The organism is Pollutimonas nitritireducens, assembly GCF_002849615.1.
Taxonomy (GTDB): domain Bacteria; phylum Pseudomonadota; class Gammaproteobacteria; order Burkholderiales; family Burkholderiaceae_B; genus Pollutimonas; species Pollutimonas nitritireducens.
The window spans coordinates 216291-230799 of sequence record NZ_PDNV01000006.1; the positions used below are offsets into that span (position 1 = coordinate 216291).

Consider the following 14509-nt stretch of genomic DNA (forward strand, 5'->3'; position numbering starts at 1 on the left):
GCGGCCTTCAGATGCCGGACTACAGGTGGGCGGAATGATGCCGCAGGTGATCCTCGATGAAGGTGGCAATGAAGAAGTAGCTATGGTCGTAACCTGGCTGCATGCGCAGGTTCAATCGGACATTCGCCTCGTTGCAGGCGGCTGTCAGCAGTTCGGGCTTCAGTTGCTCCTGGAGAAACTGGTCGGCCGTACCCTGGTCGACCAGCAACTCAGGACCAGCCCACCCCTGCTTCTGGATCAACAACGTGGCATCGTAATCCGCCCACGAAGCACGATCGCTGCCAAGGTACCCGGTCAGCGCCTTCTCACCCCACGGACACCGTGTAGGCGATACGATGGGTGAAAAGGCAGAGATGGTCTTGAACTGGTCTGGATTTTTCAGACCGATTGTCAGTGCGCCGTGCCCGCCCATGGAATGTCCGAAGATACCCGCACGCGTGGCATCGACTGCAAATTCGTCCGCAATAAGGTCGAAAAATTCCTTGGTGATATACGAATACATGCGATAGCCTTTGGACCACGGGGCTTCTGTCGCGTCGACATAGAAGCCGGCTCCGACACCAAAGTCGTAGCTTTCGGACTCTCCGGGGTAATTCAGCCCGCGCGGACTCGTGTCGGGCGTCACGATCGCAATACCGAGCTCAGCGGCCACGCGTTGCGCGCCGGCCTTGACGATGAAATTTTCTTCGGTGCAAGTAAGGCCCGACAACCAGAACACGACAGGCACAGGGGCTTTTTCTGCTGCTGGAGGCAGGTACACGCCAAAGCGCATGGTGCAGCTGGTCTCGGTGGATTCATGGCTGTACACACCCTGCGTTCCACCAAAGCTTTTGTTTTGCGTTAGGGTTTTCATGGTCATTTTTTCGTTCCGTTTTTGTGGCCAATAAGAAAATAGCCCATATGACGCGGCAACGCGGCATATGGGCCCCATGGAGATGTCAGGTCAGAAGGTGACGACGGATCGAATGGACGTACCGTCTTTCATCAACTGGAAAGCATCGTTGATCTTGTCGATCGGCATAACGTGCGTAATGAGATCATCGATATTGATCTTTCCCTCCATGTACCAGTCAACGATCTTGGGCACATCCGTGCGACCACGAGCACCGCCAAAGGCCGACCCTTGCCACACGCGGCCGGTCACCAATTGGAATGGCCGCGTTGCGATCTCCTGTCCGGCTCCAGCGACGCCAATAATCGTGCTTTTGCCCCAGCCTTTATGGGCGCACTCAAGGGCCTGCCGCATGAGCTTGACGTTGCCGATGCATTCGAATGTATGGTCGGCGCCGCCTTTTGTGAGTCCGACCAGATACTGAACGAGATCCCCTTCCACTTCTTTCGAGTTCACGAAATGGGTAAGGCCGAACTTGCGGGCAAGCGCTTCGCGGGCCGGATTAATGTCGACCCCTACGATCATGTCGGCGCCCGCGATGCGCGCACCCTGGATCACATTCAAGCCGATGCCGCCGAGACCGAAAACAATGACATTGTCGCCCGGCTGGACCTTCGCCGTATTGATGACAGCCCCAATGCCCGTGGTAACACCGCAGCCGATATAGCAAACTTTTTCAAATGGCGCATCTTCGCGGATTTTAGCAAGCGCGATCTCGGGTACGACCGTATAGTTGGAGAAGGTCGATGTACCCATGTAATGGAGCACCTCCTTGCCTCCCATCTTGAAACGACTGGTACCGTCCGGCATCACGCCGCGCCCCTGCGTTTCACGTATGGCCTGGCACAGATTGGTCTTGCGCGATAGGCAGTAGGAGCATGTCCGGCATTCGGGCGTATACAAGGGGATCACGTGGTCGCCCGGTTTCAGCGTAGTAACTCCGGCGCCTACCTCTACGACCACGCCGGCTCCTTCGTGACCCAGTATGGCTGGAAACAACCCTTCCGGATCATCGCCCGAAAGCGTGAACAAATCGGTGTGGCATACCCCCGACGCCTTGATCTCGACGAGGACTTCGCCGGCACGCGGTCCCTCAAGCTGTACGGTTTCGATAGTAAGCGGAGCGCCGGCCTTGGTGGCTACTGCTGCACGTACGTCCATGTGTATAGATCCTTTTGTTGAATTGGCCTTGCGAAGCGGCATAGCCGCTCCTTCGAGCATAAAGCATGAGCTTATCTGGATTTCGCTACGTGAGTGGCGATTGCATCCATAAGCGGTGGCGAGAGGCAGTCGTAGGGGGGCAGACCGAGTTCGTTGAGACGAGCCCGGATGGCTCCCATCTGTTCAGGCGGCGTACCGGTTTCGATAATTGACGAGACAAAAGCCGCGAATTCCGGAGCAGCCCACCCAGTTTGGGGAGACCGCTCGGTATGGACGAAATCCAGCCCGTAGAATGGATGATTCTGGTTCTCGATGCGACCGAACATATGTACTCCGCACCCGGAACACGCATGGCGCTGGATCGTGGCCGTCGGATCGACGACCTTGAGCTTGTGGCCATTGGCTGTCACGCTGACGGCGTCTTTGGAAACCACTGCGACCTGGGAAAACAGGGCTCCAGCAGGTTTCCAGCATTTTGAACATCCGCATACGTGATTGTGCGCCGTCTGCGACTTGATGGTCACTTCCACTTTGTCCTCTGGGCAGTCGCACAGCAAGGTGCCACCTGAAAATCCGGGTGTTGCAGGCCGAATGCCATTATCAACAGCGGGATGGATGTTTATACTCATTAATGTCTCCTGATAGGCGTCTTGGACCGTACGGCTCGCTACTGGATTGAACCGTGGGTAAATGGCTGTTTTTTGCCATCCCTGGGTTACCTAGCAAAAACCGAGCCGGTTTGGAGACTTGGTGAAAATATAAATGCAACCGCGGTTTCGGTATCGTTCTCGAAACGATTGCGCCGCCTCATGCTCATTTATTGAACATGGGGCGGGATCTCAGGTTTCCCTTTTAGCTCACCATCGAGAATGCGTCGCTCCACCTCGAGATATTGGTGTTCCACATTTATATCATGCACATTGTCGTACAACGGCCAATGCTCATATTGCGGCAGCTGCGACGATTCAGCAACGCTTCCCAGACCGATTCCAGCCTGGAAGGTTTGCTCGACCACCTCTTGCAGTGCATTCAGGTAATCGACTAGGTTATCCAACTCCGCCACTGAAGAAATGGGTCCCTCACCAGGAACTATCCTGGAAGGCCTGCGTTTCTTGAAATCTTCGAGCGCCACTAGCCAGGCGTAAATGCGCGCATCTTTGGCATCAGGGATCCGGCCAATTGATGCGAGGCCTCCAGCAAACAGGACACCAGACTTGCGGTCGACCACGGCGATAGAACCGGGCGACGAACTATGTCCGTAATAGAGTATGTCCAGGTGACGCCCTGCAATGTCAATACTCATGGCGCCATCCACGGTCCGGGTAGGAACTACGACCCGTGTTCCCTCCATCTCCTCGGGTCCCAGGATATGATTGAGTTTCTGCAGGCATTTTTCGCAACGCTGGCTGATCAGCGCGGCCACATCCTCGTGTGCAAGAATCGGAACACCCTGTAGCGCCAGTGTGCCGTTTCCAAATACAAACGCAGGGTTCTGGTGCGTATTGATCGCCAGCATGATGGGTTTGGGAGTTAAACCTCGGACCGCGGCGAGAATGTCAGTCATATGACGCGCGCTAGTACCTGTGCCGATGAGGATAACGCCGTCCTCTCCGACGATAATGCCCTGATTGGCGACTACGCCTCGGTTTTGCGGTGTTGCCACGCTAATTTGCCCTAGTGCCGCATAGATGCCGGGCGCCACCTGCTGCAACGAAGTAACCCGCGACGTCTGCGCTTGTACTGACATACTGCAGGCAAGCACGCCCCCTATTGCGACAGCTTGCAACAATGGCATGACTATTGCTAAGAAAATAAGTAACGGTCCGTCTGTCCCGTAGCGCCGGGCCGCGAATGGGTCTGTCATGAGATACATCGCTTATAGGGAAAAACATGAAGCTTTTACCGTCTGCCATCTTGTCACTGCTTTTAGCAAGCGTTATGCCAGTTACCGCAAACGCCGCCGCGCACGTTAGCGATTTCCCCACTACCACGCGCGTGGAATACGTACTGGAATGCATGCAGGCACATCCGGGCAAAAATTATGAATCCTTCTATAAATGTTCGTGCGCCATCGACGAAATCGCCAAGCAGGCTGCATTCAACGAATACGCCGAAATATCGACAGCATCCAAGTACCTGCGACTAGGGGGCGAGCGCGGAGCCGAGTTCCGTGACCCCGCGCAGGTAAAGGTCATGGCCAAGAAGTACAAAGACATCGAAACGAGGGCCGCTAATGCCTGTTTCCTTAAATAGCGGGCTCGCAACGCTTTTGCTTAAGGGCGGCCAGTGTCTCGCCGCCCTTGTCATCCTGGCCCCGTTTGCGGTTTGCGCTGCCGAGAGCGCGGTACAGTCTATTGCAATAATGGATTTCGAGCTGATCGACAACACGGGTGAAACCGACAAAGATGCCGAACAGAAGCTGCGCCTGGCCAAGATCACCCAGCAATTACGCCACGACATTGCCGACAAGGAACTGTACGCGGTGATTGACAACGCGCCGGCTGCAACTCTCATCAAAGATCTACAAAAGCGTTTCAACTTGTATAGCTGCAACGGCTGCGATGTGGAAATCGGGCGGGCGCTGCACACCAACCGTGTCCTGACCGGATGGGTGCAGAAAGTCAGCAACCTGATTCTGAACATCAACTTCCAGGTCCGCGACGTGGAAGGCGGCAATATCGTCCTGAACAAATCGGTGGATATCCGGGGCAATACCGATCAAACGTGGAGTCGCGGCATTCGCTATATGGTCCGTAGCATGGTCGAGAAAAACCAGGCCGGACTTTAGCGGCCTTAAGTCCTTATTCAGGAGTGACCTTTAATGACGTGTCGAAGACAAGGTCGTTGGAGTCCTGGGCTCGTGCCGTTAACACGCCTTCCGCTTGCGGCGTGAAGTAGAACCTGAAATTGGGATTCTCACTGATCCCGAAATCCACGTCAGCGGTCATGACCGGCTCGCCGGCGTAAGCCACTTCCAGCCGGCGCACGTAATGGGGCGGTTCGTATAGCCGGGTCGCCTGATCCATGACCATGCCCGACGCGTTCGGGTGGCGGATCATGAGCTGGGCCATCACGGGCTGGTTCAACCGCGGATTGTCCTGGGTCATCAGTTTCATCTTGCCCAGATTATCATCGCCACCAGGTGCCCTGTTGGCAGGAGCCGAACAGCCGCCTGAGGCTTTTACATATGCCTTGGCCATGGTCAGTTTGCCGTCACTGGTTTCGACGATTGCGCGCACATAGGTGTACTGCTCGACCCTCACCCTCGTTTCAATATCCGCAAGACCGCTTGCGGGCGTCAGGTGAAATACCGCAGCGACCGGTGCGGGGTTGTCGTCGACAATAAGGTGTATGGTCTTGATATAGCCTTGCTGCGTCTGGGGTATGAGGGCTTTGATCGATACCGGCACAACAGCCGCATCTTGAGCTCGTTTTGGGACCGTCAGGGCGATCAGTTGATCACCATCATTGCTGATGGCTCGTTCCTGGAACAAGCCCGCACGCAGTTTCGGCCACATTGGGCTGTCGGGCGGCAAGTCCGGTTCGGCCGCAAACGACAGCATGGGAACCAGCACGATAATAGCGGCGATGCGAAACCGGAACTTGCGGTACATGCTATGCATAAGAGTCTCCTGACACTTTATCGTTGTACTGCGCTTATCCAAACCTATCAAGTACATCAATCTTCCCATTCCAGTTCCGTGAATGCCGCTGTCACGTTTTGTCGATGAGAGCCGTCAAATAGCTGCCATTGCGACGGATTCAAGGCGCCGATCTCGGACATGGCCTGCTGTATGGAACGCTTGGCCTTTAGCGCGGCGCGCACGTCTGCCTGCAATTGTTGTAGATACTGCTGCTGCGGCTTCATTACCGCGGGCCAATCCGTGCTGACGGAACCATGGCCTGGCACGACAAGCCTGGCCGGGATCCCGGCCAGGCTTTCCATGGTGGACAGCCAGCCCGAAAGCTTGCCATCAAGCGATGGAATACGCTCGCGGAACACCAGGTCGCCTGTCCAGAGCGTGGCCGTCGTTTCGTCCAGGACCGTTAAATCATTGTCCGTATGAGAAGTGGGCCAGGCCTGGATGGTAAGCGTGCGTTCACCCAGGTCAAGCTGGTGCACTTCCTTTACCGGCACGTTGGGGGGAACGAGAATACTTTGCCGCGCCAGGTCCGGACCGATCGTGCGTTCCAGGTACGCGGCATAGTAGCCGTCCCGCGAACGCATCGACGCGGCAAGATTGTGGTGGCCGACAAATTCGGCTTGGTCGGCGGTAAACGCCGCATTTCCATATACATGATCGGGATGAACATGGGTATTGATCACATAACAAACCGGCAATGAGGTTTGTCTGCTTATTGCGGCGCGCAAGGCTTTACCCTGCGCAAAACTTCCGCCTGTGTCAATGACCGCCACGCATTCGCCACCTACGATGAAGCCCACATTGGCGATTGCTCCATAATTGCCGGGCATGGCGTCCTGATGCACACCTTGATGCACAAAAACGCCAGCAGCCACCTCTTGTACGGGCAAGGGATCGTCGGCACCCAATACCACGGACGGGATCGCGCAGCACAACAGCGGCGCACATAGCCACTTTGCAACGCCGGTGAACGCCTGCGCCGCCCATGGCGCAATAGGCGATGACGCGTGCACGCCGCACTGGTTCATTCTTTCCATTTCATCCCTGCTTCATCGTCGGATAGTGTGGCCACCGCAATAGCCGTGCCAATACAACCGATGCTTACCATACGAACAGAGACGTGCCAGACGCTGAGAAATGTGTTGACTAAACGGAACACAAGATCAGCCGGATTGTTCAGGTGGCAGGACATTCTTGAAACAGATGTCGTCCAGACAGACGTCAACGCTCCAGCGACTGTCGTCAGTTCCCGCCTGACATTGCTCGATCATCAAAATTGGCACGATAAGTGCTTGATTGATCATGCAACAAGTCGTCGGGGTGCTATAGCGCTGAACTGAGTTTCATCTCTTGGATGCCTCGCCGTATAACCACACCGGAGGAAGACATGTCATTTAAGGTAACTCTGAAAACCGCGTTATGCATCGCCGGGGTCATTATGGCAACCGGCCACGCACAAGCAGACCCTATGCTCGACAAAGCCGCAGCCGACCCCGCCAATTGGGCTATGCAAGCCGGAAATATCCAGAATCATCGCTATAGCGAACTAAAGCAGATCACTAGCGATAACGTCAAAGATCTTCAGGTGGCCTGGACATTCTCGACGGGCGTGTTGCGAGGGCATGAAGGCGGTCCTTTGGTCATTGGCGACACGATGTATGTGCACAGCCCATTCCCCAACAAAGTCTTTGCCATCAATCTCGAAGACCACTCCATGATCTGGAAGTACGAACCTAAGCAGGACCCATCCGTGATCGCCGTCATGTGTTGCGACACGGTCAATCGCGGACTGGCTTATGGCGATGGCAAGATCATCCTGGGGCAGGCGGACACAACGCTCGTCGCGCTCGATGCAAAAACAGGCGAGGAAGTCTGGAAAATCGTTAACGGCAATCCCAAAATCGGCGAGACCAACACCAATGCCCCTCATATCTTCAAAGATAAAGTCATCACCGGCATCAGCGGCGGCGAGTTCGGGGTGCGTGGCCATTTAACCGCTTACGACCTAAAAACCGGCAAAGAGGTCTGGAAGGGTTATTCGGTTGGACCTGATGACGAAATGCTGTTTGACCCAGAGAAAACAATGACCTGGACGGACGGCAAAATGGCGCCAGTCGGCAAGGACTCCTCGCTCAAGACTTGGGAAGGCGACCAATGGAAGATAGGCGGCGGCACGACATGGGGCTGGTTCAGCTACGATCCGGAAACCAACCTCGTCTACTACGGCTCGGCAAATCCCAGCACCTGGAATCCCAAACAGCGTCCCGGCGACAATAAATGGACGATGTCCATCATTGCGCGCGATCTTGATACCGGTGTAGCAAAATGGGTCTATCAAATGACTCCTCATGACGAATGGGATTACGACGGTGTCAACGAAATGATACTGGCCGATATCAAAGTCAAGGGCCAGGATCGCAAGGCGCTGGTGCACCTGGATCGCAACGGCTTCGGCTACACACTGGACCGCGTAACCGGCGAACTGCTGGTGGCCGAGAAATTCGACCCGACCGTCAACTGGGCGACCCATGTCGACATGAAAACCGGCCGGCCACAAGTCGATCCCAAGTACAGCACCTTGCAAAATGGTGAAGACGTCAATACCAAAGGCATCTGCCCTGCCGCTCTTGGCACCAAAGACCAGCAGCCTGCCGCCTTTTCGCCCAAAACCGGCTTGTTCTATGTACCGACCAACCACGTGTGTATGGATTATGAGCCGTACCAGGTCGAATACATCGCCGGGCAGCCTTATGTCGGCGCAACCCTGTCCATGTATCCAACTCCCGGAAGCCATGGCGGTATGGGCAACTTCATTGCCTGGGATGCTGGTACTGGCAAGATCGTCTGGTCAAAGCCCGAGAAATTCTCGGTCTGGAGCGGCGCCCTGGCTACCGCAGGCGATGTCAACTTCTACGGAACACTTGAAGGATTCATCAAAGCGGTCGACAACGATGGCAAGGAACTATGGAAGTTCAAAACCCCATCCGGCGTGATTGGCAATGTAACCACATGGGAACGCAAGGGCAAGCAGTACATCGGCGTACTGTCGGGAATTGGCGGTTGGGCAGGTATTGGCCTTGCCGCTGCTCTTGAAAAATCCACAGACGGCCTGGGCGCTGTCGGGGGCTACAAAGAGCTGGCACGCTACACCGAACTCGGTGGTGTGCTGATGGTCTTTGCACTGCCGGACAGCGTCATCAAAAAGACCACGGTCGCAGCCAAGTAAGCGCAGCATCGCAGCCGGAGTCCACCCCGACCCGGCTGCTTTCGATGCCCGTTCATAATGCTGGAAATTGGCGTCGCGGCTCGCCGCCACGCCAATTCTTTATTAAGGATATGTCGGTATGTTGTCACGCTTCACCCTAATTAACGCAAGCCTGCTGATCGCTGTTGCTTGCTCAATGTCAGCTCACGCCATCGCAAATAACGACGGTGCCAAGGCCAAGCCAGCCACCGAGTCTCCGCCCGCGCAAAGCGAGGCGTCCGCAGACAAAAAGCTGTACACCGTCGTCGATAAGAGTCACGTCGACGGGAACACACTCGAGGGTTGGAAAACCTGGCGTGCGCTTGCCTGCGCCCGATGCCATGGTGCGCAACAAGAAGGAATGGTAGGACCTTCCTTGATAGAAAGCCTCAAGACAATGAGCAAATCAGATTTCGAGCATACGATAAAAGAGGGGCGAATCGAAAAAGGCATGCCACCATTCGGCGGCGTACCTCGCGTCGTGGAGAATATCGACAATCTTTATGCGTACCTGAAGGGACGCTCAGAAGGCGATATAGCACCCGGCCGACTTGAAGCAATCGAGTAACCGCCACCGGCGCAGCCCGGACGTGTGGCATCGGCCATGTAAAGGAAGTCATCCATGTTTTCAAGAAAATCATATGCAACCGCTATCCTGCGCAGCGCGGGCGCCATGGTAGCCATATTCGTCGCCTGTTCCGCGAATGCGCAGCAAAAAGCGCCCGTTGATACTCAAGAAAAGGTACTACGGGTCTGTCAAGATCCGAAGAACCTGCCTATGTCGGACGAACAGGAACGCGGATTCGAGAACAAGATAGCCGCCCTGTTCGCCAAGAAGCTGGGCTGGAAGCTCGAACATACCTGGTCGCCACAGCGCGTTGGATTCATTCGCAACACCTTGCGAGCAAAGATTCCTGATACCGATACCTACAAATGTGACCTGGTGACCAGCGTATCACCCGGCTTCGAAATGGGCATTGCTACCAAGCCGTATTTCAGTTCAACCTATGCCATGGCTTACGTAAAAGGAAAGGGACTGGATTCCATTCGCACACCGCAAGACATTCACAAACTAGACAAAGCAACGCTCGAAAGGCTCAAGATCGGTATCTTTACTGGTACGCCGGCGGCCGACTGGTTGGTCAAGAACAAACTTACCAAGCAAATGGTGTCGTATCAGTTACAGACCGGTGATCGCGATCAATATCCAGGCCAGATCATCGAGAACGACCTCGCCTCCGGTAAGCTGGATATAGCAATTGCCTGGGGTCCTATCACGGGCTACTTCGCCAAGAACGCGCACGGCGTACCGATCGAAGTTGTTCCTTTTCCCGCCGAGGCTGATGGGATCAGATACGGCTTCAGCATCGCTATGGGAGTGCGTCATGGAGAGCAGGAATTCCGTGATCAGATCAATACGCTCATTGATACGAACCGACCGGCAATCGATGCGATTCTTCAAGAGTACAGCGTACCGATAGTGTCGCCGGCACCGTCGTCAAGCAAAGCTGCTTCTTCCTGATGTGCAACCATTGCTCTGCGTGCAACGCACGCAGAGCAAGGAGCGTAATGCCAATGATGCGCCTGAAACTAAAAGATCGCAGCGGCACGATACTGCTTGCGCTGGCAGCTGCGAGCGCTGGCATGAACATGTCGACCGTGGCAGCACAAGAAATCACTATTGCAGAACGCACGCTATTTCTGGACAAGCACTTCAGTGTTACCGGGAAGCAGAAACTCACTTATCTATTCCATCAGGAAACAAGTGATGTCCCGGCATTCAACGACACGGCGACGGTAGAGGTGCACGAACTTGGCCCAGACGGAACGGCCTCGGTCACTACCCAATTCCTGTCAGACGAACATGCCTTTCCCATCCCGCCTCTTGAACGCGCAACGGGCAATCCCGTAATCCTCGGCTTTCTGGAAAGCGATATCGCAAAGATGAAGCGCTTGACGGGCGGTTCGACCAACTATTTTCGTAAGCACATCCGGATGGCACTCGCGGCGGCGGATGTGCGTATCCGGCAAACCCATATTGATTACAACAGCAATACTGTCCAGGCGCAGGAAATCACCATAGTCCCCTATTCAGGAGAATCTCAAAATAACCGTTTGGGCCGGTACACCGACAAGGCATATGTTTTCGTCACAAGTGCCGACATACCGGGCGTGGTGTACTGCATTTATACGAAGATGAGCGGAACACCTGATCAGACTGTCGACTCCAGCATAACGATTGCCGGTGGCGATCCGAAGCAATGTAAATAAGAACATCAAGCAATCGTTTTATGGCAACTGTAGTATCGGACCGCAAATCGGGACTGCATCGTGAAAATCTTCATTTTTGAACATACCCACGCAGTGGCGCCCAACGCAATGGCTTCGGTCGGTAATGGCGCCTCGTCCTCATCAGGGTTTCGTGGCGATATCATGCTGCGTTCCCTGTTGGCCGACATCGCAAGTATTGACGCCGTCGACGTGCTGACGCTGCAGGACACGGCTCCACGAATACCTCGACTTTCAAGTCGTAGCACCCTCCAAAGCGTGCAATCCGAAGAAGTCATTGATGCCATAGACGACTGCATTGAGCAAGCCGATGCGGTCTGGCCGCTTGCGCCCGAGTCGAATGGCCTGCTGGAAGCCATTTCAAAAAAAACAATCCAGCACAACAAGATACTACTTGGCAGCACTGGTGCTGCGGTGCGGGCGACCGCGAGTAAATACAATAACGCACTGGCACTACAAGCCAACGATATTCCAGTGGTTCCTACCTATAAAGCCCAGATGCCGCTACCGCCAGATTCGCAGGGGTGGGTCGTCAAGCCTGACGACGGGGCTGGATGCTCCGACACCCACATTTTTTTGCACTCGAAGGCGGCCGTCGAGTGGGTAGCTGCGCGCGAGCAAGGCGGCTATGTAATGCAGCCCTATATAACCGGCCGCCCCTGCAATTTGTCGTTGCTATGCCGAGACGGAGAAGTGTTGCTTATGGCATGCAACGATCAGCGCGTGGCCGTGTCCGACAATCAATTTCACTACATGGGGAGCATCGTAAACAGCTTTGAGGACGCCAATGGGGAGCTCAAGCGCCTGGCTCTTCGCGTTCTCGCTACGATTCCCGGATTGTGGGGCTACGTCGGCATAGATTTCATCGTAACAGAGCACGGTCCGGTAGTGCTCGAAGTCAATCCGCGCATGACTGTTTCACATGTCGGTCTGCATGCCTCGGTCGGGGTTAATCCCATCCAGATAATGCTCGATAGCATAAATGAAAATAAACGCAGCGTTCCGATCCGTAGCAGAACCAGGAAGATCAGTGTCGATATCGGCGCGCGGCAAAGCAACCGCCATGTCGTTGAATAGCTTGAGAAATTTACGAAACGCCATGGATCTTCACCTGTAACACAGATAGCGCTCTAAGCTGTGGCTTTCGGCAGCGAAATCGTATACCGTATTGCTTTCAAGCTCATCATCCATACCGGGGCTGCATTTTATAGAACTCCGGACGGTTCGATCAAAGAGTAAGGAGACAAAAATGGTCAGCGTGCACAGTCATGGCGCCCGCGTACGCGAGGTAGTAGAGTCGTCGCCAGCCCCCTATTCGCGCGTACCGCCTCATATTACCGAGTCCTGGATCCGGTGTATCAGCGAGTATCAGCTCGATCCCACGATACCTCATGAACTCTACGTGGTCGAAAGCCACGAACTACTAGAGCGGCAAGAGCAGGTCGCGCCTGTCATGCGGGCAGCCAAAAGCGAAATGACTGTTTTGTTCCAGCAAATCGCCAAATCCGATTACGCCATCATGCTGACGGATACCGAAGGGGTCCTGTTGAACTTCTTTGGCGACCCGGGATTTACCCATGCAGCATCAAAGTCTGGTCTTATGCCTGGCGCCGTCTGGTCCGAGCGCTTCCAGGGAACCAACGGCATGGGCACATGCCTGGCGGAACAACGTCCGATGATGATCCACCAGGACGATCATTTCCTGTTCCGCAATACCGGCCTCACCTGTGCGGCCGCACCCATTTTCGACTGGCGCGGCCAGATTCTGGCTGTACTCGATGCTTCCGGAGAAACCCACAGAGTTCCAAGCCATGTACTGGATCTGGTCAACATGACAGTCCAGGAGATCGAAAATAAGGTATTCGTCAACGAATTCTCCGGCCGTCCACTATTTGTATTCCATAGTCGTCCAGAGTTCGTGGGCACCTTGAACAAAGGTATTATTGCGCTGGATTCCGACAGCTGTGTGCTTGCCGCCAGTCGTAATTGCCTGGCACAGCTCGGCGTCACTTCGAACGAAATCATCGGCCAGCCCCTGGACGCGCTCTTTAACGTATCATTCAAGTCGCTGCTGCGCGAGAGTCAAAAGCACGGGCCTGCCCCATTCATTGTGTTTGATGCTCACCATGGTCGCCGCTTCTTCGCAACCGCTACGTCCGGACAATCCGATGGCAAGTCGCCGTTGCAAGTCTTCGCCACACAAGCGTCGGCACCGACACTCAGCAACGTGCCGGCATCCGACAGGCTGACACCGCTTTACGAGCTCCAACGGGGCCATGATGCCCGTATGGAACACAACATCCAGACCGCCATGCGCGTATTTGACCGAGATGTCGCCATTTTGCTCTGCGGCGAAACGGGAACTGGCAAAGAACTCTTCGCGAAGGCCATACATCTGTCCAGCAATCGGGCCGATCAGCCCTACGTGGCAATCAATTGCGCCTCCATCCCGGAACAGTTGATTGAAAGCGAGTTATTCGGTTACAAGCCGGGTGCCTTTACCGGTGCCAATAAAGAAGGCCAGATAGGCAAAATATGCCAGGCCAATGGTGGCACATTATTTCTCGACGAAATCGGCGATATGCCACTGGCACTACAAACGCGTCTACTGCGCGTACTCGAAGAACGAGAGATCGCTCCATTAGGCGGAAAGACGCCGACCAAGCTGGATATACGCCTTATCAGTGCAACGCACTGCGATTTGCCGGAAAAGATTGCGAACAACCTGTTTCGTGAAGACCTCTATTATCGTATTCAGGGCGTCACACTCACGCTTCCTCCCTTACGCGAACGCGCGGACCGCAAAGAATTGATTCAGTTCGTGCTTGAGCAGGAATCGCCAGACGATGGCATCGTCACCATAAGCGACGAGTTGATGGATCTCCTGGAACGCCATCAATGGCCAGGCAATATCCGGCAACTGCGCAACGTCTTGCGCGTCATGATGGCATTGCGTGACGGAAATGTGCTGACTCGGGACTGCCTACCGGCTGATTTCCTTACCGGGCCTAAGGAAAATTCGGCAGCTTCAGCGCCAATAACGTCCAGTTTGCTCAATCCATTGGAACTGGCCGAGCGTGAAGCGTTGATTCAGGAACTACGAATTTCACACTGGAATCTGAGCAAACTGGCGCGTCAACTTAAAGTAAGCCGCAACACGCTTTATAGAAAGCTTGAGCGCCTGGATATCAACGTTGCCTCACGCGAGGCCTGTTAGAGGTGTACATCAAGCGAAAGGTCCGCGACATGCCGCGGACCTTTCGCTTACATGACCCGGGC

The 14509-nt window shown here is 54.9% G+C and carries 15 protein-coding genes; 8 read left to right on the forward strand and 7 right to left on the reverse strand.

The window, feature by feature from the left end:
- Window positions 1-19: 19 nt before the first annotated feature.
- From fghA to CR155_RS10735, 4 genes are all read right to left on the reverse strand, one after another.
- Window positions 20-853, reverse strand: a complete 834-nt coding sequence (gene fghA / locus CR155_RS10720; RefSeq protein WP_199171730.1) for an S-formylglutathione hydrolase — start codon at window positions 851-853, stop codon at window positions 20-22.
- Window positions 854-943: 90 nt separating this feature from the next.
- Window positions 944-2053, reverse strand: coding sequence for an S-(hydroxymethyl)glutathione dehydrogenase/class III alcohol dehydrogenase (locus CR155_RS10725; protein WP_102070167.1), 1110 nt, complete (start codon window positions 2051-2053; stop codon window positions 944-946).
- 71 nt (window positions 2054-2124) lie between these two features.
- The gene (gfa, locus tag CR155_RS10730) at window positions 2125-2682 is read right to left on the reverse strand and encodes an S-(hydroxymethyl)glutathione synthase (RefSeq protein WP_102070024.1); all 558 of its coding nucleotides are present in this window, start codon (window positions 2680-2682) and stop codon (window positions 2125-2127) included.
- A 188-nt stretch (window positions 2683-2870) separates the two neighbouring features.
- Window positions 2871-3917 (reverse strand): MBL fold metallo-hydrolase, encoded by a 1047-nt coding sequence (locus CR155_RS10735; protein ID WP_158238254.1) that lies wholly within the window; start codon window positions 3915-3917, stop codon window positions 2871-2873.
- 74 nt (window positions 3918-3991) lie between these two features.
- On the opposite strand from CR155_RS10735, the gene CR155_RS10740 reads away from it, so the two are divergent.
- Together CR155_RS10740 and CR155_RS10745 are read left to right on the forward strand one after the other, a co-directional pair.
- On the forward strand, window positions 3992-4306 hold the full coding sequence (locus CR155_RS10740; protein ID WP_102070168.1) for a hypothetical protein: 315 nt from the start codon (window positions 3992-3994) through the stop codon (window positions 4304-4306).
- Window positions 4287-4841 carry a DUF3280 domain-containing protein gene (locus CR155_RS10745; protein ID WP_102070026.1) on the forward strand — a complete coding sequence of 185 codons (555 nt, stop codon included), beginning with the start codon at window positions 4287-4289 and terminating at the stop codon, window positions 4839-4841. Before CR155_RS10740 ends, CR155_RS10745 begins: the two co-directional genes overlap by 20 nt.
- Before the next feature lie 13 nt (window positions 4842-4854).
- Here CR155_RS10745 and CR155_RS10750 read toward each other — a convergent pair whose 3' ends face one another.
- The 3 genes from CR155_RS10750 to CR155_RS20770 all read right to left on the reverse strand — a co-directional run bounded on the left by CR155_RS10750 (window position 4855) and on the right by CR155_RS20770 (window position 7001).
- Complete coding sequence (locus CR155_RS10750; RefSeq protein ID WP_199171731.1) at window positions 4855-5676, reverse strand: quinoprotein dehydrogenase-associated SoxYZ-like carrier; 822 nt, start codon at window positions 5674-5676, stop codon at window positions 4855-4857.
- A 56-nt stretch (window positions 5677-5732) separates the two neighbouring features.
- Complete coding sequence (locus tag CR155_RS10755; RefSeq protein WP_199171732.1) at window positions 5733-6734, reverse strand: quinoprotein relay system zinc metallohydrolase 2; 1002 nt, start codon at window positions 6732-6734, stop codon at window positions 5733-5735.
- A 126-nt stretch (window positions 6735-6860) separates the two neighbouring features.
- Window positions 6861-7001 (reverse strand): hypothetical protein, encoded by a 141-nt coding sequence (locus tag CR155_RS20770; RefSeq protein WP_158238255.1) that lies wholly within the window; start codon window positions 6999-7001, stop codon window positions 6861-6863.
- Window positions 7002-7084: 83 nt separating this feature from the next.
- Here CR155_RS20770 and thdT point away from each other — a divergent pair, with 83 nt between their 5' ends.
- The 6 genes from thdT (at window position 7085) to CR155_RS10785 (ending at window position 14447) form a co-directional block, all read left to right on the forward strand.
- Window positions 7085-8923: a thiol dehydrotransferase gene (thdT, locus tag CR155_RS10760; RefSeq protein ID WP_102070028.1), complete on the forward strand. Its 1839-nt coding sequence runs from the start codon at window positions 7085-7087 to the stop codon at window positions 8921-8923.
- 118 nt (window positions 8924-9041) lie between these two features.
- Window positions 9042-9509: a c-type cytochrome gene (locus CR155_RS10765; RefSeq protein ID WP_233214143.1), complete on the forward strand. Its 468-nt coding sequence runs from the start codon at window positions 9042-9044 to the stop codon at window positions 9507-9509.
- A gap of 54 nt (window positions 9510-9563) precedes the next feature.
- Complete coding sequence (locus CR155_RS10770) at window positions 9564-10463, forward strand: quinoprotein dehydrogenase-associated putative ABC transporter substrate-binding protein (protein WP_102070029.1); 900 nt, start codon at window positions 9564-9566, stop codon at window positions 10461-10463.
- A gap of 53 nt (window positions 10464-10516) precedes the next feature.
- On the forward strand, window positions 10517-11212 hold the full coding sequence (locus CR155_RS10775) for a hypothetical protein (RefSeq protein WP_102070030.1): 696 nt from the start codon (window positions 10517-10519) through the stop codon (window positions 11210-11212).
- Between the two features lie 60 nt (window positions 11213-11272).
- On the forward strand, window positions 11273-12307 hold the full coding sequence (locus CR155_RS10780; RefSeq protein WP_102070031.1) for an ATP-grasp domain-containing protein: 1035 nt from the start codon (window positions 11273-11275) through the stop codon (window positions 12305-12307).
- Window positions 12308-12479: 172 nt separating this feature from the next.
- Entirely contained in the window at window positions 12480-14447 is a 1968-nt protein-coding gene (locus CR155_RS10785; RefSeq protein WP_102070032.1) for a sigma-54-dependent Fis family transcriptional regulator, read from the forward strand.
- Window positions 14448-14509 lie beyond the last annotated feature (62 nt).

What these genes read in the sequence shown, in the direction of transcription:
- CR155_RS10745 (WP_102070026.1), top strand. Translation starts at nt 4,287, where the DNA reads ATGCCTGTTTCCTTAAATAGCGGGCTCGCAACGCTTTTGCTTAAGGGC.
- CR155_RS10765 (WP_233214143.1), top strand. Translation starts at nt 9,042, where the DNA reads ATGTTGTCACGCTTCACCCTAATTAACGCAAGCCTGCTGATCGCTGTT.
- thdT (WP_102070028.1), top strand. Translation starts at nt 7,085, where the DNA reads ATGTCATTTAAGGTAACTCTGAAAACCGCGTTATGCATCGCCGGGGTC.
- CR155_RS10770 (WP_102070029.1), top strand. Translation starts at nt 9,564, where the DNA reads ATGTTTTCAAGAAAATCATATGCAACCGCTATCCTGCGCAGCGCGGGC.
- CR155_RS10775 (WP_102070030.1), top strand. Translation starts at nt 10,517, where the DNA reads ATGATGCGCCTGAAACTAAAAGATCGCAGCGGCACGATACTGCTTGCG.
- CR155_RS20770 (WP_158238255.1), bottom strand. Translation starts at nt 7,001, where the DNA reads ATGATCAATCAAGCACTTATCGTGCCAATTTTGATGATCGAGCAATGT.
- fghA (WP_199171730.1), bottom strand. Translation starts at nt 853, where the DNA reads ATGAAAACCCTAACGCAAAACAAAAGCTTTGGTGGAACGCAGGGTGTG.
- CR155_RS10750 (WP_199171731.1), bottom strand. Translation starts at nt 5,676, where the DNA reads ATGCATAGCATGTACCGCAAGTTCCGGTTTCGCATCGCCGCTATTATC.
- CR155_RS10755 (WP_199171732.1), bottom strand. Translation starts at nt 6,734, where the DNA reads ATGGAAAGAATGAACCAGTGCGGCGTGCACGCGTCATCGCCTATTGCG.
- CR155_RS10735 (WP_158238254.1), bottom strand. Translation starts at nt 3,917, where the DNA reads ATGACAGACCCATTCGCGGCCCGGCGCTACGGGACAGACGGACCGTTA.
- CR155_RS10725 (WP_102070167.1), bottom strand. Translation starts at nt 2,053, where the DNA reads ATGGACGTACGTGCAGCAGTAGCCACCAAGGCCGGCGCTCCGCTTACT.
- CR155_RS10785 (WP_102070032.1), top strand. Translation starts at nt 12,480, where the DNA reads ATGGTCAGCGTGCACAGTCATGGCGCCCGCGTACGCGAGGTAGTAGAG.
- gfa (WP_102070024.1), bottom strand. Translation starts at nt 2,682, where the DNA reads ATGAGTATAAACATCCATCCCGCTGTTGATAATGGCATTCGGCCTGCA.
- CR155_RS10740 (WP_102070168.1), top strand. Translation starts at nt 3,992, where the DNA reads ATGCCAGTTACCGCAAACGCCGCCGCGCACGTTAGCGATTTCCCCACT.